Genomic DNA, 20959 nt, shown 5'->3' on the forward strand with positions numbered 1-20959 from the left:
AGACGATACAACCGGCAAGCTGTTTTTGGAAACCTTGGATAAGCAACATAGCGTCCTGTATGATATTCTCGTGAATGATATGCAGTTGTATACAGATAAAGGGCAATAATATTCGTACAACCTTGTGAAAACTATAATATTTTCGCCCTTAATAATGAGGTCAGTTCAAAAGCCGGACATATGTCCGGCTTTATAAGATTGGGAGGAAGTAAAAACCCCATACTAGGCTGCGCCAGGTATATCCTTTAAGTTGTTCAGGGGTACTGCGGTCAAGTTTCCGGTTTTTGCTTTAAGTCGATAAATAATAATCCATCCGTTAAATGCATCGTTCAAAAAAAGCATGAATAAAAATTTACCTTATGTACAATCAATAAGAAAAGCTATCCTTTCTGTGCGGAAAGAATAGCTCACTTTATAAAAAAGTAATAAGATGTACTTTCAATCGTTATGGATCTTCAAGTTATCACCGTGTAATATGGAACTCTTTTAGTTTTCTGTATAGCGTGCTTCGAGCGATTCCAAGAGCCTTAGAGGCATCGGTAATCGTTTCTGTTTGTCTGAGCGCTTGTTCTAGCATCTTCCGTTCCATCTCTTTTAGTGATTCAGTATGAGTGCTCTTTCTTTGATAATGTCCTTTTAGTGCTCTTGGTAAATGCTTCACTTGTATGTGGCTTTTTTCTCTTCCACAAAGTAAGAAGGCACGCTCCAGTACATTTCTTAACTCACGAATATTTCCCGGCCAATGATACTGAATGAATAATTGTAGTGCCTCACCACTGATTTTGTTTGGACCTTCACCATGACTGTGATGAAACTCATTTAGAAACTCCTGGCAGAGATGCTCAATATCTTCCGGTCTTGCGCTAAGCGGAGGGATTGTTATAGATAATACATTCAAACGATAAAAGAGATCCGCCCGGAAAGCCCCCTTATACGCAATTTCTTCTTGCAGGTTTCGATGTGTTGCAGCAATAATTCGTACGTTTACCTTCCTTTCCTTATTTTCTCCAAGCCGCATAATCTTTTTTGATTCAATTGCCCGTAACAGTACAGCCTGAAGCTCCAGTGGCATATCACCAATCTCATCCAGGAAAAGTGTTCCGTTATTCGCTGCTTCAAATTTGCCAATGGCCCCTCCTTTTTTAGCGCCCGTGAAAGCCCCATCTGTAAAGCCGAATAATTCGCTGGCAATAAGCTCCCTGGGCAATAATGCCGTATTTACAGCAATAAAAGGACCGTTTCTTCTTTCGCTTTGATTATGAATAGATTGGGCAACAACTTCTTTTCCGGTACCGGTCTCTCCGAGTATGAGAACGTTGGCAGACGACTGGGATGCAAGCTTGGCTACCTCAAGCTCTAGCTCATACTCGTAATTTCTTGTACGTATACGGTCAAAGCAATAGAAGGAACCGGATGGACGGGTGGTTATTTTTGGTCTAAGCAAAAGGATGCGCTGGTGTTTTGCTCCGTAGTGATTGATTTCAAATGAATCATGCAAGCCTTGAATCATTTCTGGTGTAAGGGCTTGTCCTTCCTGTAAATGGGTTAGCTCCTCTGCCTTTTTAGTCAGATATAAGACATGATTATCTTCGGACATGACAAGAAGCGCTTCTTCGCTAATTTGGCCCCAGGCTTCCAGCGTAATTTCATTTAAGTGCTCAGGCGCTTTACTTTTTTCTTTAAACGGCTTGGGGGGGATGTTTCGCTGGGAATCCCAGACAATTTCAAATTGTCCATTAGGCAAAGCCTTGCCGATTTTTACAGGCCGAGAAAGATGTCGATGGTCTTCTTCGACAAGCAAGGTTCCACAGGCAGTCTCAAGTTTTTGGCCGCTTAAGTGATAAAAGAGCATTCGATGATCCAGGCTCTTTGTTTCAATAATACTTTCTATGATCATCTTTGTGCCTAAATACGTATTAAACATGACAGAAGAGATAACCTGATTTGAGCCGATATAACGGTGGAGTTCATTTACAAAGCTCGTATTATACGGATTGTGAAGCGATTGAAAATAGCTGGCTGAACTATAATGTCCAGCTCCAAACTCGGCACCCATCGCTGCAATTTCCGTTTCTTTCGTAATCGGACTAAAAATAGGAATTTTTTCAGGCTGTAGTTTCATTCGACGGTACGTTCTATAAAATGGAATAATACTTTGGCCCACAAGCGTTAAAAAAATGGCATCAGGCCGTTTTACATGAATATCTTCCAGAATGTCATAGAAGTTTTGATGGCCAAATGGCACGTACTGTTCTCCAATTATAGACCCGTTTCTTTCATTTACGTATGTTTTAACCTGCTGGTTTGTTTCCCGTGGATAAATATAATCCGTTCCTACACAATAGATTCGTTTTCCGAAGCGGTGAGTGACATAGTCAAGAAGCGTATGAATCTGCTGGTTTGGAACCTCTCCTGTATAAAAAACATTTGGATGACATTCACGTCCTTCGTATAGTGTAGGATATACGAGAAGACAATCATATTTTTCCAATATAGGAAGAACCGTTTTTCTGCAAGCCGAGGTATAGCAGCCTATAAAAATTTTTACTCCTGCCTTAGCGAGTGCCTCCGCTTCTTCAGCGCTTTTTGCTGGGTCCGAACAAATATCGCGCACAAGTGCTTCTACCTTATGGTTTCCTTCGTTATATGCTTCTATTGCGAATTTGGCTGCATCACATTGTCCTCTTTCTGTTAAGGCAGTCGTTCCGGTTAATGAAAACAATAGCCCGACTTTGATATTCATGTACCCTTTCCTCCTTATGTTTTATTTTCGGACACTCGTCTAAAAATCGGACAAAGTCTCTTATATGTTTTATTATATCAAAAGTATAAATATTTTGAAATTTCGTGTCCGATTTTGCAACACATAATATTTTTCCAAGGCTGGTTTTGCAAGGTTTTCAGGTTGGTATGACTTTTGCGTTTAAAAAGGACTGAAAATGGAAAGGAGATTAAAGAGGAGGAAGCATGGATATTTATAGGATAGGCATAATTCAGATAGAGGAGGGAATGGATGATGAAAGTAATACTTCGTGATGTATTGAAGAGTAAAGGTGTGCAAGTGTCGGAGAGTCATCTTGATATATTGGAGCAACGCTGGCAGTCCATTCAATATTTAAAAGCAGATATTGAACATGCTGTATTGGATGATTACGATATCGCCCTTACGTCTACTCCTGGAGGTGATCACGTTGAGTAGAGAACTGGTAACGAAATCTGTAGAAGAATTAGCACCTTTACTTCAAAAAAGAGAGCTTTCCCCTGTGGAATTGACCCAAGAGGTACTGAAGCATGCTGAATCGCATAATGAGCGGATTAATGCCTATATTACTATTACGCGTAAGCAAGCGGAAGAAGCAGCCCTGCAAGCAGAAAAAGAGATTTCGGATGGAAACTATCGTGGAATGTATCATGGGATTCCAATGGGACTTAAAGATAATTTATATTTCAAAAACGAAATAACTACGATGGCTTCCAGAATTCATGGAGACTTCGTATCTGATTTTGATGCGACAGTAGTAAGCAAGCTAAGGGAAGCTGGTGCTATTTTTACTGGAAAGCTAAACATGCATGAATACGCATGGGGCATAACGAACAACAATCCGCATTTCGGTGCTTGCCGCAATCCCTGGGACACAGAAAAAATTCCCGGAGGTTCGAGTGGAGGTTCGGGTGCTGCTGTTGCCGCTGACATGAGCGTTGCTTCTTTAGGAACGGATACGGCAGGTTCGATACGGATTCCATCTTCAGCTTGCGGAATTGTAGGGTTGAAGCCAACCCACGGTAGGGTGAGCAAATATGGCTGCTTCCCGCTTGCATGGTCGCTTGATCACATCGGGCCGATGACGAAAACGGTGAAAGATGCAGCGGCACTATTGGAAGTGATTGCAGGATACGATAAAAATGATCCGACCTCTGTCAACGTTCCAGTAGGAAGCTATATGGAACAGATAACTGGCAATGTTAAAGATTTGGTCATAGGCATTAATGAAGAATACTTTTTTAACCATGTTGATTCCGAGGTCGAAAAGCTGGTTAGACAGGGAATTCAGCATCTGGTTGATCAGGGGGCAAAGGTGGAAGAAGTAAGTATTCCATCATTGAAATACGCAGAATATGCTGAGATGATTACGATCCTGGCAGAAGCCGCCACAATTCATCATCGAAATCTTCTTACAAGACCTGAGGATTTTGGCCAGGATATCCGACTTCTGCTTGAATTAGGTGAGCTTCCTTCAGCAGTAGACTATCTTCAATCGCAACAAATAAGAAGACAGCTTAAATTTGACTTTCAAAAGGCATTTGAAAAAGTAAGCGTTCTCATTACGCCAACATTACCGATTATTCCGCCGAAAATAGGGGAAGAGTATGCCGATCTAAATGGAGAAAAAGTAGATTTAATTGATCATATCATTCGCTTCACAGGACCCAGCAACTTAACGGGCCTTCCTGCATTAACCGTACCGTGCGGATTTAAGGAGGGAATGCCAGTCGGTCTGCAAATTATAGGTCCTGCATTCAAGGAAGGAACCGTATTAAATGTAGGCTATGCAGTAGAAAAAACAAATCCTCTTAAAGGAAGAAAACCTGATTTAGCTATTTCCTAAAAGAGAAAGAAAGCCAGGGCAAATTCGTTCTGGCTTTCTATTATGTATGTCCATCACGCCATTTGGCTGTCTTTATGGGCTTCCCAATTAGTCGCAAAACGGACCCGGTGTGAGACGCCGAGAATACGTTTCCCCCTTCCTTTAGCTGTGGATTTGCATCTTCCAACAACATTAGTTTAAAAAATATTTATATAATTCCTAGTTGACTTTGTGGTTTAATCTGCTAAAATAAAAGCAACAACTGAACACGAGAGCATTTCGGACTCTTATCCAGAGAGGTGGAGGGACTGGCCCAATGAAACCTCGGCAACCATCGAATTTTTAGATGAAAATTCGAGCGGTGCCAATTCCAGCAGTGCATGCGCGCTGAAAGATAAGAGGTCCGGCGAATCTATAGATGCATTCGTCGACCTCTTGCCAAGCGAGAGGTCGTTTTTGTTTTATTTGAGCCACACCAGGAGAGAAAAAGGGAGTGAAGAGCATGATTAAAGTACAGAATGTTAGCAAAAATTACAAAACGCCTAGTGGCACGTTTCAGGCAGTATCACCAGCATCGCTCCATGTAGAGGAAGGAGACGTATACGGCATCATCGGATTTAGCGGTGCTGGAAAATCCACACTGTTACGGTTGGTTAATCTGCTGGAGAAGCCGGATGCAGGCGAGGTATATGTTGGTGGTCAGGAATTAACTGGACTATCCAAAAAAGAACTGCGTAGAGCACGACAGTCAATCGGTATGATTTTTCAGCACTTCAACCTATTAAATAATCGAACAGTTTCGGAAAATGTAGCATTTCCGCTTGAAGTCGCTAGTATCACGAAAGAAGAAAGGGTGCAAAGGGTTCGGGAATGCCTTGAAATCGTAGGATTAACGGAGAAGGCTGATAGCTATCCGTCTAAGCTGAGCGGCGGACAAAAACAGCGTGTTGCCATCGCTCGTGCGCTTGCCAACCGACCGAAAGTACTGTTGTGTGACGAGCCGACCTCAGCGCTCGATCCGCAGACTACACGAACCATTCTCGCATTTTTAAAAGAAATCAATGTGCAGTTAGGTGTAACAATTTTGCTTGTTACGCATGAGATGAATGTAGTAAAGGAAATTTGCAACAAGGTAGCAGTTATGGAGAACGGGCATCTGGTAGAGAAAATATCGCTTTCTGACCGGGAGATCAAACCGAAAACCGATATCGCCAAGCTACTGTTTGAGGAAGAGATCAGTGAGAAAAGAGGGATCGCACATGTTTGATAATGTCATTCCATTGCTGCCTGAAATCGGCATTTCTATCGTACAGACGTTTCTTATGGTCGGCATTGCAATCGGAGCGGCACTCTTATTCGGTACTCCACTCGGTATCTTGCTTTTCCTCACAAGTAAAGGTCAGCTATTGGAGAGACCAATTTTATTCCGGGTCATCAATTCTGTTGTGAATATTGTTCGTTCCTTTCCATTCTTGATTTTATTGGTCGCGCTCATTCCGTTAACACGTGTACTCATTGGCACAACTATCGGACCTGTCGCTGCAGCCGTTCCGCTTTCCATTGCAGCCATTCCATATTTTGCCCGTCTTGTTGAGCAATCGCTGCGCGAAGTATCGAAAGGGGTAATTGAAGCCGCAGTAGCCATGGGAGCGTCCACATATCAAATCATCTGGAAAGTCCTGATTGTTGAGGCACGCTCCGGGTTGATGCTCGGATTGACGGTATTGATAGTCAGCTTTCTTTCTTATTCCGCAATGGCTGGCGTAGTAGGCGGCGGGGGAATCGGTGATTTGGCAATCCGATTCGGTTATTACCGCTTCCAGACAGATGTAATGGTCGTTACGGTCTTGTTGCTGGTTGCGCTTGTACAAATCATTCAATTTACAGGTAATCGCCTTGCGCATTATTTGGATAAACGTTAGATAAACATTTTAGGGGGAATCATCATGAAAATAAAACCATTTATTCTTATTGGACTAATTTTATTATTTGCGGCGTTCTTGGCAGCTTGCGGCGGACAGAAGAATGAACAAACGGCAGCCAAGCCCCAGGAACAAGGAGACACGAAGGAAATTGTGATCGGGGCAACAGCTGGACCTTATAGCGATCAGGTGAATCGAGGAATTAAACCGGTGCTTGAGAAGAAGGGCTACAGCGTGAAGGTGATTGAGTTTAACGATTATGTACAGCCGAATCAGGCACTTGCCGAAGGTTCTTTGAGCGCCAACGTATTCCAGCATGTTGTTTATCTGAAGAACTTTGCAAAAGAACATAATTTGCCGATCGAAGATTTGATTCAAGTACCGACTGCACCAATCGGTATTTATTCTCACAAGCATAAGTCATTGGATGAAGTCCAGCCAGGTGCAACCGTATCACTGCCGAATGATCCAACAAACCAGGCGCGCGCGCTTGTTATGATGCAGAATTTTGGATGGATTAAGCTAAAAGATGGTGTGGATTTGCTGCGCGTTTCGGAGAAGGATGTAGTGGAAAACAAGAAAAATATTAAATTGCTTCCGCTTGAGGCAGCTCAGCTTCCGCGTTCGCTTGATGACGCAGATTATGCGTTTGTTAACGGTAACTTTGCGATCGCATCAGGACTGAAGCTGACAGAGGCGCTCGATTTAGAAAAAATTCCAGATGAATATATGAACCTCGTAGCGATTAAAACGGCGGATAAGGATAAACAATTTGTAAAAGATTTGGTAGAAGCGTATAAATCCCAAGAATTTAAAGATGTAATTGATAAGGAGTTCCAAGGATTTATCAAGCCGGATTATATGAAATAACGGAAAACAGAAAGGTGAAGGAATAAGATGAGCACAACGATCGGAGAAACTCTTGAGTGGTCGGTACGCAACTTTCCGCATAAAACCGCTTTGGTTTACGAACATGAAAACAAAAACCACCGTTGGACTTACACCGAACTGGATCAAAAAGTTAACCAATTTGCTCAGGCGCTTTTGCGCCTGGGCGTGGACAAAGGCGATGTGGTGTCTTCTTTCTTATACAATACAAGTGAGTTTGTCGTGGCGTTGTTTGCCGTAGCGAAAATTGGCGCCATTTTCAATCCAGTAAACTATCGTTTGGCTGCACATGAATTACAGTATATTCTACAGGATGGCAAAGCAAAGGTATTGCTATATGAACAACAGGGCTCAGAGGTGGTAGATAGAGCCCGGGAGCTTGGGAGTCCTGTAGAACATTATATTTATGTCGATGAAAAGCTGCCGGAAGGTGTGCTGGATTTCTATACGCTGCTAGAAGCGGAAGAACAGGTACGTCCAGAGATAGCTGTATCAGAGAATGATTACTGTATCATGATGTATACCAGCGGTACGACCGGTCGTCCGAAAGGAGTATTGCATACACATCGGAGCAAAGTTCACCATAACTTTATGATGATGCAGTGCATGGGGCTGACGAAAGAGGATGTCGGTCTGGCTGCTGCACCATTGAATCATACAGCAGAGCTGCATACATCGTTTTTACCACGTGTACAGGTAGGTGCAACGAATGTGCTACTGCATCATTTCGATGCTTCGCATGTACTGCATACGATTGAAACAGAGCGGGTAACCCATATGTTTGCCGCTCCGACGATGGTGAATATGCTGCTGCATGCTGATGATTTCGATGCATATAACCTCTCTTCCCTGCGCTTACTCGAATATGGGGGCGCTTCGATGGCTCCTGTGCTGATTCGCGAATTTGAAGAGAAGATCGGTGCTGATTTGATTCAAATTTACGGTACGACAGAGATGGGTCCATGCATGTCTGTATTGTACGCGGATGAACAGTTAAGGAAAGCAGGCTCTGCCGGTAAGCCAAGTCTTACGCACCAATTGCGCATCTGCCGAGTGCAGCCAGATGGTTCTCCTACTCATCCCGACGATATATGCCAGCCAGGAGACATCGGTGAGATTCTTGTGAAGGGGCCATGTATGATGGGGGGGTATTATAACCGTCCCGAGGCGACGGAAAAGGCGCTGGCATACGGTTGGTACCATACTGGAGATATGGGTCAGTATGATGAAGAAGGGTACGTATGGATTCGCGATCGGATCGATCATATGATTATTTCCGGTGCAGAGAACATCTATCCGCGTGAGGTAGAGGATCAGCTTATCGAACATCCCGGTGTACGTGAAGTAGCGGTTGTCGGTAAACCGGATTCGAAATGGGGGCAGATTGTACTTGCCTACATTGTCCGGAGCAAAGACAGTCAGGTAAGCGAGTCAGAACTGGACGCATTTCTTGTTGAAGGAAATCGACTTGCCAGATACAAACGACCGCGCGCTTATTGTTTTGTAGATGAGTTGCCGAAAACGGCCAGTGGAAAAATTCAAAAGTTCGTCCTCGAAAAACAAACTGTAACGCCTTAAATAAAAGCGAGTCCCTGCATAGAACGGGACTCGTTTTTGTTTTCCGATTTTTGATATGTTATTGAATGGATTCGCTAACGATAACGGAATTAAGCGCAAGCAAGTTAGTTTGTGATGCGACATGATTAATTGTTTTCACGATAGAAAGGAAAAACGCAAGAGAATATCGAATATTTACGCTTAAGAAAAAATATAAGGAAGTGAATATATGAAACTCTATCTTTCTGTTGATATGGAAGGCATTACCGGTCTTGTGGACCAAACATTCGTAGATTCAAAGGAACGCAATTATCAGCGCGGTCAGAAATTGATGACCGACGAAGCTAACCATGTTATCGAAGCCGCATTTCAGGAAGGCTTTAAAGATGTTGTCGTTAACGATAGCCATTCCAAGATGAACAATCTGCTGATTGAAAGACTGCACCCTGAGGCACAGCTAATCTCAGGAGATGTCAAGCCGTTTTCGATGGTACAGGGGTTGGACGATACATACGCAGGTGCGATATTTCTCGGCTATCACTCACGGGCCGGAAGAAAAGGCGTACTTAGCCATACGATGATTTTCGGTGTAAGAAATATGTACATCAATGATCAACCGATTGGTGAGCTTGGTTTTAATGCGTATGTAGCCGGACACTATGGAGTACCGCTCCTGTTGGTGGCAGGTGATGACGAGACGGCAGTCGAGGCGGAAGCATTGATTCCCGGAATTACTACTGCGGTAGTTAAGCGCCAAATATCCCGTACTTCCGCGCTCTGCCTGACACCGGAAAAAGCAGGTTGGCTACTGCGGGAGAAGACGAAGCAGGCAATTGAAAATCGCAGGAACGTAAAGCCGCTTACGCCGCCAGAGAATCCTGTCCTGACCATCGAGTTCGCAAATCATGGCCAGGCGGAGTGGGCAGCTTTGATGCCGGGAACAGAAATCGAAGATGGGGAACCGATCGTACGCTACCGGGCCAAGGATATTCTAGAAGCGTATCAGGCAATGATTGTCATGACTGAATTGGCGATGAAAACTTCATTTTGCTAATAGAAAGGGGACAATTGTATGCAGGAGATTACACTGGATGAACTACCACAGACACTCGCAAGTATTTTACAAGGGCAGATACGTGGTCGCGCCATTGTGAAATTATAAGAGACAGTCTACAATAATGGAGGAAAAGGAGGTCCGCGAATATGGAACTGAAATTGAATGGAAAAGTTGCTCTTGTTGCCGCATCAAGTCAGGGGCTCGGCAGAGCTATTGCTGAACAGCTTGTTAGGGAAGGCGCGTATGTTATGATTACAAGCCGACAGGAGGAAAAGCTGCAACAGGTGAAAGAAGAGCTGGAGCGATTAGGGACCGGCCGCGTGGCATATCATCGTGCAGATATTATGAATTACGATGAGATTAAATCTCTTGTACAGGCGACACGTGAAGCGTTCGGCAAAATTGATATTTTGATTAATAATGCAGGAGGGCCGCCGGGAGGCACATTCGAGCAGCTGAAAGATGAGCAGTGGCAGCAGGCATTCGAATTGAATCTGCTGAGCTATATTCGCTTAATCAGGGAAGTTTTGCCCGATATGAAACAGGAAGGCGGTCGAATTATTAACGTTGCTTCCTCTTCCGTCAAGCAGCCGATTCCGGGGTTAATTCTCTCCAATACGTTCCGCCTGGGAGTTGTAGGTCTTGCCAAGACGTTGTCGATGGAGCTGGCACCGTACAATATCCTGGTTAATACGGTGGCGCCTGGGCGTATTGCTACGGATCGCGTAGCGCATCTGGATGAGATGAATGCGGAGAAGCGTGGTATTTCCAAGGAGGAAGTAGAAGCGAAGGCGAAGCAGGCCATTCCGCTCCAAAGGTACGGAGATCCGGAGGAATTTGCTAAAGTGGTGACGTTTCTCGTTTCAGGAGCAAGTACATATATTACAGGGAGCACGTTGCTTGTCGACGGCGGTATGGTGACATCTGTCTAGATGAATATAAGTTTGATCGGATGAAAGAAGGGTACAGATGAACGAGATACGTAACATTTATTGCGTGGGAAGAAATTATCGCCTTCATGCTGAAGAACTGGGAAATGCAGTGCCGACTTCCCCGTTTCTTTTTTCAAAGCCGACACATGCGCTTGTTGAAGCGAATGGACAGTTGATTGAGTTGCCTGGAAACAAGGGCGAGGTGCATTATGAAGCAGAAGTAGTGCTTCATATAGCCCGTCCGTATGAACCAGGCATGAAAATCGAGGAAGCGGTGGACAAGATGGCTCTCGGTATTGATTTCACACTGCGTGATGTACAGAGCGAATTGAAAAAGAAGAGTCATCCGTGGCTTAAAGCGAAAGGATTTCCGAATTCGGCAGTTCTGACTTCTTTCCACCCGTTCCCGGGAATGATAGCATGTCAAGAAACCGATTTTTCTCTTGTGAAAAACGGTGAAACAGTACAACAGGGCAATACACGCGATATGCTGTTCGATATGCAGACGATTGTTGAGTTTACTGCCGAGCATTTTGGTCTGGGATCAGGAGATATTATTTATACTGGTACACCGGCAGGTGTTGGCCCGGTAGCGGATGGTGATAAGCTGGAGCTTCTCTTTGGTATTGAACGCTGGGGAGAGTGTGTTATTTCATTGAAATAAAACGAAGCGAAGAGGGAGATCGCTCTTCGCTTTTCCTATTCTCTATCAAATCTTCATTCAGCACATTCCCGTTGCAAGTAAAGAACCCCTCGTTCGGTTTCCGCGATCCATTCTTTCCGGACTTCAACTTCGTTCAGCGGAACTTTCAGTGAGGAAGGTATTTGCAGATAGCCGAACGATTCACCGTATGTTTCCCATAAAATGCTCCCGCTTAACGGCATTAATACTACGATTTTTTCATTCCCCATATGCTCTTTCCCCACTTCCATTTTTAAAGTATAGTACAAGGGTGGTAACTACTCAGGTGTTGTATAGTATACGCAATGAAGAAAATAGACTGTATTTTACGAATAGTATACCTCTTTTTGGCTTGCTTCGATACTGTACAATCAAGAAAATATTATGTATTTATAAGAATGTTGGTTATTCAGTGCTATTCAGAGCGGATATGCCTTAACCGTGCATCGGTTCGTTTCCTGTACGGAAGAAGATGAACGAATTGGAATAGCTGACAAAGCTGTTGTCAGCAGATATGAAAAATATTATGGAGTATGTAGAAAGACAATGTTCTTAGCTGTAAGGAGGAAAAGTAATGAGGCATCCATATGACTCATACCGTTCTTTATTTCCTATATTGTCCACACATGTATATCTCGCCAGTTGTTCCCAAAGTGCATTGGCCCAACCTGTTTCTTATGCGATTGAGGAGTATCATCATCATTTGCTTACGATGGGAAACAATTGGAGCCTTGCGATGGAGAGGATGGAAGCAACCAGAAGGAAGTTTGCTGATATAATCGGAGCAGAGCCGGACGAGGTTGCTGTATTGCCTTCTGCTTCGGATGCTATTTCTTCATTGGCTACTTCTTTTTCCTATCAGCAAGGAAAAAACAAAATTGTATGTACGGAATTAGATTTTCCGACTGTTGGTCACATATGGCTTGCACAGCGGAAGTTTGGGGCCAACGTATCGTTTATTCGCTCTTCGAATGAAATGATTTGTGCGGAGCAGTATGAGAAAGAGATTGCACACGATACATTGCTTACGTGTGTACCGCATGTATGCTATTACAATGGATACAAGCAAGATCTTAGAGAGATTGCAGACATTGTACATAGCAAAAGTTCGCTTTTATTCGTCGATGCTTATCAATCGGCGGGACACATTCCGATTCATGTAAAAGAAATGGATATTGATATATTGGTTGCTGGAACCCGTAAGTATATGCTGGGAATTCCAGGGGTGGCATTTTTATATATAAAAAAGAATCTTGCCGAACGAATGGAGCCCAGGGTAACAGGCTGGCTAGGGCAGAAGAAGACAGCAATGTTTGATATTTGCAAGATTGCTCCGGAAGTAGGTGCCCGTCGTTTTGAAACCGGAACGCCTTCTTTTATCAGCATGTATGCAGCCCATGCAGCCCTTGAATTGCTGCATAATGTTGGTGTGCATAACATCTATGCTTATCTTCAGGAGGTAACCCGTTTTGCTTTAGCATATGGAAGAGAGAAAGGCTTATGTATATCAGGTCCGCAATCCGCTGAATACAGATCAAGTCTGATATCTTTTTATGTGGGGAATGCGTCTGAAGTCGAGATGCGATTAAAAGAGAAGAATATTGTTGTATCTGCGAGAAAGGATGTTATACGAATTGCTCCGCATTTTTACAATACGAAGGAGGAAATAAAGTATGCAATAGATGAACTTATCGCTCTTATCAATAGTCGTTAATATTTCTTTTAGGCATCTGGCAGTATTTGATTTCTCCATGTTATGCAATTGGAGCAACCACAGGTCCCGCCTGTAATGGATGTATTTTTGTCCGGTACGAAAGTTGGAAAACAGAAGGAAAACGGAATTTGGTTATATGTTCGCAAAATGAGGAGATTCTCTTTTAACCCGCAAAAATTCTTTATATAATGTCCATATTGTTAAGCGTGACAGGAGGAAGAAGCGGAAGCTTATTGGATAGAGGAATGGGAGGAATCTATCAGTATGCTTACACCGCTAAAGAAAATTGTTGTCTCTACTGCTGCTGCCGGAATGATGGTTAGTGCTCCATTTATGGCTCAGGCTTCCATGGGAGAGCAAACGCTGCACTATGGTATGAAAAACAGTGATGTGCGTGAATTGCAGTTTGCTTTAAAAAATCAGGGATATTTTGATTTTCATACAGCAACCGGCTATTATGGCACAATTACCGTTGCTGCCGTAAAATCGTTTCAGCGCGCGAAAGGGCTGGATGTTGATGGCATTGCTGGACCGAAAACTTTTAAGGCACTGAATACATCAGGCGAGAACGCGCGCCAAGGTAAAGTGATGACAGTTGAAAGCTCGGCCTATACGGCCAATTGTGCGGGCTGTTCCGGGGTAACGTCCCAGGGAATTAACTTAAAGGAGAATCCGGGCGCCAAAGTGATTTCTGTAGATCCGTCTGTCATCCCGCTCGGTTCTAGGGTTTATGTAGAAGGATATGGTACGGCAATAGCAGGTGATACAGGCGGAGCGATTAAGGGAAAGAAAATTGACGTCTTTTTCCCTGAACGTGAGCAAGCGCTACAGTGGGGACGTAAAAACGTAACGGTAAAGGTGATTGAATAAGTAAACGATACCGAAAGCTAAAAGAGTGGCTGAAAGATTCAGCTTTCAGCCACTCTTTTTTTTATGCTGTTAGTGCATAAGGGTGGATGGTTGCGCCGAGAGCCTCTTCGCTTCGTGTTCACCTCTACAATGTTGGTAAGCGCTTCGGTTACGACTCTGCGTTCGCAGGCTACTTTTGCTTTGTACCTGTCCCGTAGCAGAATTTCATAGCACAATTGGGCAATGGCTAGCGCGGCCTGTGTCATCGTGCCTCCGGCGATATTTCTCGCACGGGCGGCTGCTTCGAAATAAGTGGAATGTTTTCTGCATAGTTCAGAAAGCATTCTACGAGATTTGCCGAAATTTCATCATGTTTCCTTCTTTTTCTACACTTATATCAAAAAAATTAAACTTATTTCACTTGTGACAATTTTCTATACATGATAAAGTTTAAAAAAATAAAATTGTGGAGGCGCCGGATGGAACGGGATTATCATTGCTGCGCTACGTGTCAACATTTCCAGGTGCTCAAACATCCTGCAAGAAAAACAGAATATAAATGTGCAAGGCTGGGATATATGACCAAACCGGCTTACCGGTTTGAATGCTGGACACCGAAAGATATTGTGGTGGAGAGGATGCGGAAGAAACACATCCGATTTACAAAATGAAATTATACATTAAACGTAATCTAGCTGAGGAGCTGACATTGGAGAGCTTGGCTGAACTCGTTCACCTGCATCCGCAATATGTCAGTCGGCTATTCAAGCAGAAGACAGGCTTGACGTTGATGGATTATATTATTCAAATACGTCTGGAGAAAGCGATGCCGAATCTTCCACCATACCAATTTCAGCATTCGTTATTCTAATATAGAAAGTAAAGAGAATGCTAGGTAAGGTCATTACAGTACAGATACGAACAATAGTTTGAAAATTATAATTATTGTGTGAAGAAGGTGAGATAACAGAAGGGGTGAAAATATGCAAGTTTCACAGCAAACAAAACGTTCTGGATGCTTTCGGGTACTTGAGTCGCAGCCGATTCATCAGGATGGGTTTGTTATGGAATGGCCAGAGATGGGGTTTGTAGCCATGACAAGCCCGAATGATCCGAAGCCATCCATTGTATTATCCGCTGCGCAGGAGGTGATCGGGTGAAGCAGAAGATTGGTGTTTCTGTACTCTATGAAAAAGGAACAGGAGAAGAAGTGCTGGATGCTATCTTTGCAGGATTGGAAGAAGAAGGTGTACCATTTTTTCACATGGAAGGAACGGGTTGTGATGCTTGTGAATTGGGCCGGTATGCGGCTGCACTTTCTTTATTGGATGTCGGTATCGGCGTAGAAAAGCAGGGCGGGAGCGCTATCTGCCATATAAAGTTGGCGCGCGGCTCGCCTTACCTGTTCGAACCAGTGAACGGGAGAACAGCAGGGCAAAATGCAGCCTGCCTCGTAAAAGGAATGCCGTTTAAAAGTAGAAAGGAGGATGAGGAAAATGAGTGGACTGACATTGGACATAGCAAAAGAAATGATAGAGCATGCCGAGCAAGAGGCGCGTCAGATCGGTGTCCCGATGGTCATTTCGGTAGTGGATGAAGGCGGTAATTTCGTCGCCTGTCATCGAATGGACGATGCGCTTTTGGTAAGCATTGATATTGCACAGAACAAGGCGTGGACTTCTGTCGCTCTCAAGATGCCAACCGCAAGTTTAGCGGAAGCTAGTGCTCCAGGTGCAGAGTTATACGGCATTAACACGACTAACAAGGGGCGCATTATACTGTTTGGTGGTGGCATTCCACTGCGCTCAGAAAACCGGATTATTGGCGCGGTGGGCGTAAGCGGTGGATCTGTGGAGCAGGATGTGCGTGTGGCGGAAGCGGCAGTAAAAGCATTCGAAACAATGATGATTGAGGCTGGAGCATAGGATCGAATTTTACAATGAAATAGGGAGGAATAAATATGATCGTTGCACAACCGGGACAGGAGCAAGCAAAGGTGAATTTTAAATCGCAGTACGATAACTATATCGGAGGCAAATGGACAGCACCTGTTAAAGGGGAGTATTTCGAAAATATTTCCCCGGTCAATGGCCAGGTATTCTGCCGTATTGCCCGTTCTTCGGCAGAAGATATTGAGCTTGCGCTGGATGCAGCCCATGCTGCCAAGGACAGCTGGGGCCATACACCGGTAGCTGAACGGGCCCGTATCCTCAATAAAATCGCTGATCGGATGGAAGAGAATCTGGAGCTATTAGCCGTTGCGGAAACATGGGATAACGGAAAGCCGGTGCGGGAGACGATGGCTGCCGATATTCCATTGGCGATTGATCATTTCCGCTATTTTGCCGGTATTTTACGTGCGGAAGAAGGAACCATCAGTGAGATTGATGAGAATACAATCGCTTATCATTTCAATGAACCGCTTGGTGTTGTCGGTCAAATTATTCCGTGGAATTTCCCGATTTTAATGGCATGCTGGAAGCTGGCCCCTGCGCTTGCAGCAGGCAACTGCGTCGTACTAAAACCGGCTGAACAGACCCCTGCTTCCATCATGGTATTGATAGAATTAATTGAAGACTTGCTCCCGCCGGGTATACTGAACGTCGTGAATGGCTTCGGTGTGGAAGCGGGTAAGCCGCTTGCGTCTAATCCACGCATCGCCAAAATTGCATTCACTGGCGAGACGACGACAGGGCGTCTAATTATGCAATATGCTTCGCAAAATATCATTCCGGTCACGCTGGAGCTGGGAGGAAAATCACCGAACATTTTCTTCCCGGATGTGGCAGCTAAAGATGATGCCTTCTTTGATAAAGCCATTGAGGGATTCGTCATGTTTGCTCTTAATCAGGGTGAAGTATGCACATGCCCTTCCCGTGCGTTGATTCATGAAGCGATTTATGATGAATTTATGGAACGGGCAATTGAGCGTGTGAAAAGGATTAAACAAGGAAATCCTCTGGATACGGAAACGATGATTGGAGCACAGGCATCAATGGAGCAGGTCGAGAAAATTCTGTCCTATATTGATATTGGCTTACAGGAAGGAGCCGAATGCCTAGCAGGGGGCGAACGCAATTATCTTGAAGGCGATCTAAAGGACGGATACTATATTAAGCCAACTATTTTCAAGGGCAATAACGACATGCGCATCTTCCAGGAAGAGATCTTCGGACCGGTAGTTTCGGTAACGACATTTAAAGACGAAGCGGAAGCGCTACAGATAGCGAACGATACGCTGTATGGTCTTGGAGCAGGCGTATGGACACGGGATATGAATACGGCATACCGCATGGGACGTAAAATTAAAGCGGGGCGTGTATGGACGAATTGCTATCATATGTATCCGGCCCACGCAGCATTCGGCGGATACAAGCAATCCGGTATCGGACGCGAAACACATAAAATGATGCTCAATCATTACCAGCAGACAAAGAATCTTCTCGTTAGTTATGCACCGGAAGCGCAAGGATTCTTCTAAGCTTGCGTATACAGGAGGTGAAGGTATGGAAGAAGTCAAACGGGTGCTGGCAACAGACAAAGCGCTCGCTTTGATTGAAAAATTGAAGGATAGGCATGGGCCCTTGATGTTTCACCAGTCCGGGGGCTGCTGCGATGGAAGTTCGCCGATGTGTTATGCGCGGAATGAGTTCCTGGTGGGGGATCAGGATATTCTGCTGGGCGAAATCGGGGACAGCCCATTCTATATCAGCAAATCACAGTACGGGTACTGGAAGCATACGCAGTTGATTATTGATGTAGTGGCCGGACGGGGCGGTATGTTTTCACTAGAAGGTCCGGAAGGTGTACGGTTTTTGACTCGTTCAAGAGTGTTTACGGACGAGGAACGGAAGGTGCTGGGTAGCAAATAGAAAACGGGTGTTTTTCATTATATGGGAAATTTGGAACGGATAAAGCGGAGTGGGAAAGGGGTTCCCGCTCCGCTTTTATGCTGTTTTGCTATTAATTCCTATTCCACGGTTTTTGTGCCTGTATTCTCCTTTTTGGCAATCTCGGTTAGCTTTTGCAGAAGAATATGCTGCGGCATGTGCATAATTTGTTCAATAGGCACATTTAATTTCTCGGATAACATTTTGGCTGTTTCAAGGGAAATCGGGTTTGGTTTCATGTTCATGCCCCCTTCCTCACTTTTTTATCCATTATACCAGACTGAGTGTACAGCGAAGAAAAGAGCGGTTCTTATAACCGTTTTTTTGTGCTTTATAGAGAGGAAAGGATTTCGTGCAGCTCCTTGATAATAATGGCGTGATATCCTGTGCCTTCTCCGTATTCCTGTAGCATTTTTGCCCTTGTATCCTTTATTTTTTCATCATAATCAGGTGCATTTCGATCTGGATTTTCCTGTTTAAATGCCGTCATAATCGCCTGTACATTAGCTGGTCGAGGCCCCCATTTGCCGAGCACGTTGCCGTCTGCATCGGTGAAAAGAACGATTGGAATCGCGCGTCCGCCCATTGTTAGGAAATGATCCATCACATCCAGGTTTTCTTCCATAATAAGGATTTCAGTGGGGATTTTCGCCTCATTCATAGCCCGGAATATAACAGGCACGTTGCGAACAACATCCCCGCACCAGTCTGCGGCCAGAATCATGCAGTGAATGTCATCCCGTTGCTGAAGCGATTGGAAGAAGTTCTGTTCTCCTGCGGGCCAGGTGAAGCGGGTGTACCAATCATGAAATGTTTCCTTATTTTTTGACATTTCCTCCATGAACTGCTGCGGAGATTTTCCTGTTTTGATTTTAGCTTTCAGGTTTACACTCATGCTCGTTCCTCCTTCATAACGTATATCCTGTGTTTCGTCGAAGCGGCAAAAAAATCCTTCTCGCAAATGTGTTATACAGTAATTGTATGTACATGGAAGTTTGAAACTCACCCTTATATTATGCGTACAGCATAGTGTATAATTTCATATGACAGGAAAATAACAAGAAGGGAGGGAACGCAATGGAGCTACCTTTTGATATTTCGTTTTTGTGGATGATGTTTTGGATATCCACCTTTGTAGTAGGATGCTTTGCAGCAGTAAGAGCGGGAAAGGCGTATCACCCAGCTATTGCAGGTGTGGCCTCTGCGGAAAATGAGCGTAGTTCCTGCATAGAAGCAGAAGCGACCGTACGGCGTTTTTTATGTGTGCGCCGCAAATGTCCGGTGAAAGAATCATCTACTGGAGATGAAGAACCGCTGTCTTTCCTGAAAAAAGCCGATAAATCCGCTTATTCAGGAAAGGAGAAAATACATGCACGCTTTATCACAACCGATTACGGTACTCTTGGTTCCATTGCTTACCTTCTTGTTTCATTTGGCTCAGGACTGGGGAATTGCCGTTCTGTTGCTTACATTGTTCGTCCGTTTGCTGCTGTTTCCGTTTAGCCTGCGGGTAGCCCGGCAACAGGCATTGCAGATGAAGATACAGCCCGAACTTGTTTCATTGAGGGAGCGTTATAAGGACAAGCCGGCTGATTTAATGATGGAAACAAGAAAAATATATGAAAAATATGGCGTAAAGCCAATGGCCATGTTTACGATTGCGCTATTGCAGATGCCGATTTTTATGGGGATGTATTCGTTGTTTATTACGCATGGAGCTACGATGTCTTCCTTTTTAATTCCGTGGGTTCTGACATTTGCCGAGTCTGACCCGTGGCATGTGTTACCTATTGCTGCGGCTTCGCTTGCTTGTCTGACCAGTTTTCTGCCGCTGTCACCAAGTGTTGGAACGACCGTATCGAATCGGCAAAGAATACTAACCGCCCTTCTGATGGTGCCTTTCTTTCTGCTTATTTTGTGGAAGGCACCGGTCGCCCTTTGCTTATATTGGATTGCCGGGTCCATGTTCGGCCTGCTGGAGCGGTTGTTTTACCGCACCGTCTGGGGCCAGTCGTTATTGAATAGAAAAATGAGGGTCCAGGCTTAACGATAAGAATAGATAATAAAATGACGAAGAAGGAGCGGGGGTTCTTTCTTCGTCATTTTTTAATAGATAAGATGTACATACATACTGCATATGATGGGGGATAAAAGATGGCTGATGAGCAATATTTACAGGAATTGAAAAGCTATTTTTCCGATGTACCGTTCTGGAAGTACGTCGGGTGTACGATTGAAAGCATTGAGGAAGGAGAAGCTGTGTTGTCGCTTACCGTTGCACATGAGCATATGAATGGAAACATGACGTTGCACGGCGGTGTATACGCTACGTTATTGGATAACGCTATGGGACTTGCGGCCCGTTCGCAGGGAGAAAAAAATCAGGCAACGACCAATATGAATATTCATTATTTGGCTGCTGTCAATACAGGTAAAGTGTATGCCCGTGGTCGCATCGTACATCGTACGAAGCGTACGATCACGACTGAAGCGCGGGTTGAGGCAGAAGACGGGATGCTGCTGGCGATGGCTACGGGAAGCTTCCGGGTGCTGAAGCAGTAGCATTCGCCTGCCGTTTGGCAAAGATGGACCATGACGAAAGGAAATAAAAGAAAAGAGGGCCGTTTTTCGAAGAAGTGGCCCTCCTTTTTTATGCTTATTTTAGTATTATGCACCTGTATAGTATTCATTGAACTCTTCGCGTGAGATTTTGCAGCGTCCGTCCGCAAACAGGAGGTAAACGTCATGTTCCGTCTCTTTCACAACCAATCCCTGCTGCGGGAGAATTCTATCGTATCCCCTTTTTGTTCGTACCCATACAAGCTTCATGGTATACGCCCTCCTTATTTACATAAATCGAGTAATGTAGATACTATCATTTT

The 20959-nt window shown here is 44.4% G+C and carries 26 protein-coding genes and 1 riboswitch; of the genes, 20 read left to right on the forward strand and 6 right to left on the reverse strand.

All coding sequences use genetic code 11. The annotated features are described in order from the left end of the window. Window positions 1-463 precede the first annotated feature (463 nt). Entirely contained in the window at window positions 464-2743 is a 2280-nt protein-coding gene (locus tag HMPREF0083_RS04135; RefSeq protein ID WP_021619803.1) for a sigma-54-dependent Fis family transcriptional regulator, read from the reverse strand. 270 nt (window positions 2744-3013) lie between these two features. On the opposite strand from HMPREF0083_RS04135, the gene HMPREF0083_RS04140 reads away from it, so the two are divergent. The 9 genes from HMPREF0083_RS04140 to HMPREF0083_RS04180 all read left to right on the forward strand — a co-directional run bounded on the left by HMPREF0083_RS04140 (window position 3014) and on the right by HMPREF0083_RS04180 (window position 11606). Beyond that, entirely contained in the window at window positions 3014-3199 is a 186-nt protein-coding gene (locus HMPREF0083_RS04140; protein WP_021619804.1) for a hypothetical protein, read from the forward strand. Further along, window positions 3192-4607, forward strand: coding sequence for an amidase (locus HMPREF0083_RS04145; RefSeq protein WP_021619805.1), 1416 nt, complete (start codon window positions 3192-3194; stop codon window positions 4605-4607). The genes HMPREF0083_RS04140 and HMPREF0083_RS04145 overlap by 8 nt, the downstream gene beginning before the upstream one ends. Before the next feature lie 263 nt (window positions 4608-4870). After that, a riboswitch (SAM riboswitch) is annotated at window positions 4871-4987 on the forward strand. Window positions 4988-5088: 101 nt separating this feature from the next. Further along, window positions 5089-5853, forward strand: a complete 765-nt coding sequence (locus HMPREF0083_RS04150; RefSeq protein ID WP_021619806.1) for a methionine ABC transporter ATP-binding protein — start codon at window positions 5089-5091, stop codon at window positions 5851-5853. After that, complete coding sequence (locus tag HMPREF0083_RS04155; RefSeq protein ID WP_021619807.1) at window positions 5846-6508, forward strand: methionine ABC transporter permease; 663 nt, start codon at window positions 5846-5848, stop codon at window positions 6506-6508. Before HMPREF0083_RS04150 ends, HMPREF0083_RS04155 begins: the two co-directional genes overlap by 8 nt. A gap of 24 nt (window positions 6509-6532) precedes the next feature. After that, on the forward strand, window positions 6533-7378 hold the full coding sequence (locus HMPREF0083_RS04160) for a MetQ/NlpA family ABC transporter substrate-binding protein (RefSeq protein WP_021619808.1): 846 nt from the start codon (window positions 6533-6535) through the stop codon (window positions 7376-7378). A 27-nt stretch (window positions 7379-7405) separates the two neighbouring features. Further along, the gene (locus HMPREF0083_RS04165) at window positions 7406-8974 is read left to right on the forward strand and encodes a fatty acid--CoA ligase (RefSeq protein ID WP_021619809.1); all 1569 of its coding nucleotides are present in this window, start codon (window positions 7406-7408) and stop codon (window positions 8972-8974) included. 208 nt (window positions 8975-9182) lie between these two features. Next, window positions 9183-10007: a M55 family metallopeptidase gene (locus HMPREF0083_RS04170; protein WP_021619810.1), complete on the forward strand. Its 825-nt coding sequence runs from the start codon at window positions 9183-9185 to the stop codon at window positions 10005-10007. A 149-nt stretch (window positions 10008-10156) separates the two neighbouring features. After that, window positions 10157-10942, forward strand: coding sequence for an SDR family oxidoreductase (locus tag HMPREF0083_RS04175; protein WP_021619811.1), 786 nt, complete (start codon window positions 10157-10159; stop codon window positions 10940-10942). A gap of 37 nt (window positions 10943-10979) precedes the next feature. Continuing rightward, a complete protein-coding gene (locus HMPREF0083_RS04180) occupies window positions 10980-11606 on the forward strand; it encodes a fumarylacetoacetate hydrolase family protein (RefSeq protein WP_021619812.1) in 627 nt (208 codons plus the stop codon). Window positions 11607-11659: 53 nt separating this feature from the next. Here the strand turns inward: HMPREF0083_RS04180 and HMPREF0083_RS04185 are convergent, their stop codons facing one another. After that, window positions 11660-11854: a hypothetical protein gene (locus tag HMPREF0083_RS04185; RefSeq protein WP_040301442.1), complete on the reverse strand. Its 195-nt coding sequence runs from the start codon at window positions 11852-11854 to the stop codon at window positions 11660-11662. Between the two features lie 344 nt (window positions 11855-12198). On the opposite strand from HMPREF0083_RS04185, the gene HMPREF0083_RS04190 reads away from it, so the two are divergent. Further along, window positions 12199-13338 (forward strand): aminotransferase class V-fold PLP-dependent enzyme, encoded by a 1140-nt coding sequence (locus tag HMPREF0083_RS04190; protein WP_040301443.1) that lies wholly within the window; start codon window positions 12199-12201, stop codon window positions 13336-13338. Window positions 13339-13602: 264 nt separating this feature from the next. Continuing rightward, window positions 13603-14208 carry a 3D domain-containing protein gene (locus tag HMPREF0083_RS26980; RefSeq protein ID WP_021619818.1) on the forward strand — a complete coding sequence of 202 codons (606 nt, stop codon included), beginning with the start codon at window positions 13603-13605 and terminating at the stop codon, window positions 14206-14208. Between the two features lie 38 nt (window positions 14209-14246). Here HMPREF0083_RS26980 and HMPREF0083_RS04200 read toward each other — a convergent pair whose 3' ends face one another. Further along, window positions 14247-14453: a hypothetical protein gene (locus tag HMPREF0083_RS04200; RefSeq protein WP_148315857.1), complete on the reverse strand. Its 207-nt coding sequence runs from the start codon at window positions 14451-14453 to the stop codon at window positions 14247-14249. A gap of 338 nt (window positions 14454-14791) precedes the next feature. Between HMPREF0083_RS04200 and HMPREF0083_RS04210 the strand changes: the two genes are divergently transcribed. From HMPREF0083_RS04210 to HMPREF0083_RS04230, 6 genes are all read left to right on the forward strand, one after another. Continuing rightward, window positions 14792-15058, forward strand: coding sequence for an AraC family transcriptional regulator (locus HMPREF0083_RS04210; protein WP_021619821.1), 267 nt, complete (start codon window positions 14792-14794; stop codon window positions 15056-15058). A gap of 112 nt (window positions 15059-15170) precedes the next feature. Next, on the forward strand, window positions 15171-15347 hold the full coding sequence (locus HMPREF0083_RS27830; protein ID WP_021619822.1) for a propanediol/glycerol family dehydratase large subunit: 177 nt from the start codon (window positions 15171-15173) through the stop codon (window positions 15345-15347). Then, window positions 15344-15784 carry a glycerol dehydratase reactivase beta/small subunit family protein gene (locus HMPREF0083_RS26985; protein ID WP_021619823.1) on the forward strand — a complete coding sequence of 147 codons (441 nt, stop codon included), beginning with the start codon at window positions 15344-15346 and terminating at the stop codon, window positions 15782-15784. The genes HMPREF0083_RS27830 and HMPREF0083_RS26985 overlap by 4 nt, the downstream gene beginning before the upstream one ends. Next, window positions 15684-16112, forward strand: coding sequence for a GlcG/HbpS family heme-binding protein (locus tag HMPREF0083_RS04220; protein ID WP_040301448.1), 429 nt, complete (start codon window positions 15684-15686; stop codon window positions 16110-16112). Before HMPREF0083_RS26985 ends, HMPREF0083_RS04220 begins: the two co-directional genes overlap by 101 nt. 35 nt (window positions 16113-16147) lie before the next feature. Then, complete coding sequence (gene adh, locus HMPREF0083_RS04225) at window positions 16148-17668, forward strand: aldehyde dehydrogenase (protein WP_021619825.1); 1521 nt, start codon at window positions 16148-16150, stop codon at window positions 17666-17668. Window positions 17669-17693: 25 nt separating this feature from the next. Next, on the forward strand, window positions 17694-18059 hold the full coding sequence (locus HMPREF0083_RS04230) for a DUF779 domain-containing protein (protein WP_040301449.1): 366 nt from the start codon (window positions 17694-17696) through the stop codon (window positions 18057-18059). A gap of 98 nt (window positions 18060-18157) precedes the next feature. Here the strand turns inward: HMPREF0083_RS04230 and HMPREF0083_RS26990 are convergent, their stop codons facing one another. Both HMPREF0083_RS26990 and HMPREF0083_RS04235 read right to left on the reverse strand, forming a co-directional pair. After that, the gene (locus HMPREF0083_RS26990; protein WP_081696000.1) at window positions 18158-18316 is read right to left on the reverse strand and encodes a YycC family protein; all 159 of its coding nucleotides are present in this window, start codon (window positions 18314-18316) and stop codon (window positions 18158-18160) included. A gap of 92 nt (window positions 18317-18408) precedes the next feature. Then, window positions 18409-18972, reverse strand: a complete 564-nt coding sequence (locus HMPREF0083_RS04235; RefSeq protein WP_021619828.1) for a thioredoxin family protein — start codon at window positions 18970-18972, stop codon at window positions 18409-18411. Between the two features lie 182 nt (window positions 18973-19154). Between HMPREF0083_RS04235 and HMPREF0083_RS29285 the strand changes: the two genes are divergently transcribed. From HMPREF0083_RS29285 to HMPREF0083_RS04245, 3 genes are all read left to right on the forward strand, one after another. Beyond that, window positions 19155-19580, forward strand: a complete 426-nt coding sequence (locus HMPREF0083_RS29285; protein WP_021619829.1) for a hypothetical protein — start codon at window positions 19155-19157, stop codon at window positions 19578-19580. Further along, window positions 19561-20124 carry a YidC/Oxa1 family membrane protein insertase gene (locus HMPREF0083_RS04240; RefSeq protein WP_051354526.1) on the forward strand — a complete coding sequence of 188 codons (564 nt, stop codon included), beginning with the start codon at window positions 19561-19563 and terminating at the stop codon, window positions 20122-20124. The genes HMPREF0083_RS29285 and HMPREF0083_RS04240 overlap by 20 nt, the downstream gene beginning before the upstream one ends. Window positions 20125-20231: 107 nt before the next feature. Next, window positions 20232-20639, forward strand: coding sequence for a PaaI family thioesterase (locus HMPREF0083_RS04245; protein ID WP_021619831.1), 408 nt, complete (start codon window positions 20232-20234; stop codon window positions 20637-20639). 105 nt (window positions 20640-20744) lie between these two features. Here HMPREF0083_RS04245 and HMPREF0083_RS27835 read toward each other — a convergent pair whose 3' ends face one another. Next, complete coding sequence (locus tag HMPREF0083_RS27835) at window positions 20745-20906, reverse strand: cysteine peptidase family C39 domain-containing protein (protein ID WP_021619832.1); 162 nt, start codon at window positions 20904-20906, stop codon at window positions 20745-20747. Between the last annotated feature and the right edge of the window lie 53 nt (window positions 20907-20959).

The sequence above is a fragment of the Aneurinibacillus aneurinilyticus ATCC 12856 genome, from assembly GCF_000466385.1.
GTDB classification, from domain to species: domain Bacteria; phylum Bacillota; class Bacilli; order Aneurinibacillales; family Aneurinibacillaceae; genus Aneurinibacillus; species Aneurinibacillus aneurinilyticus.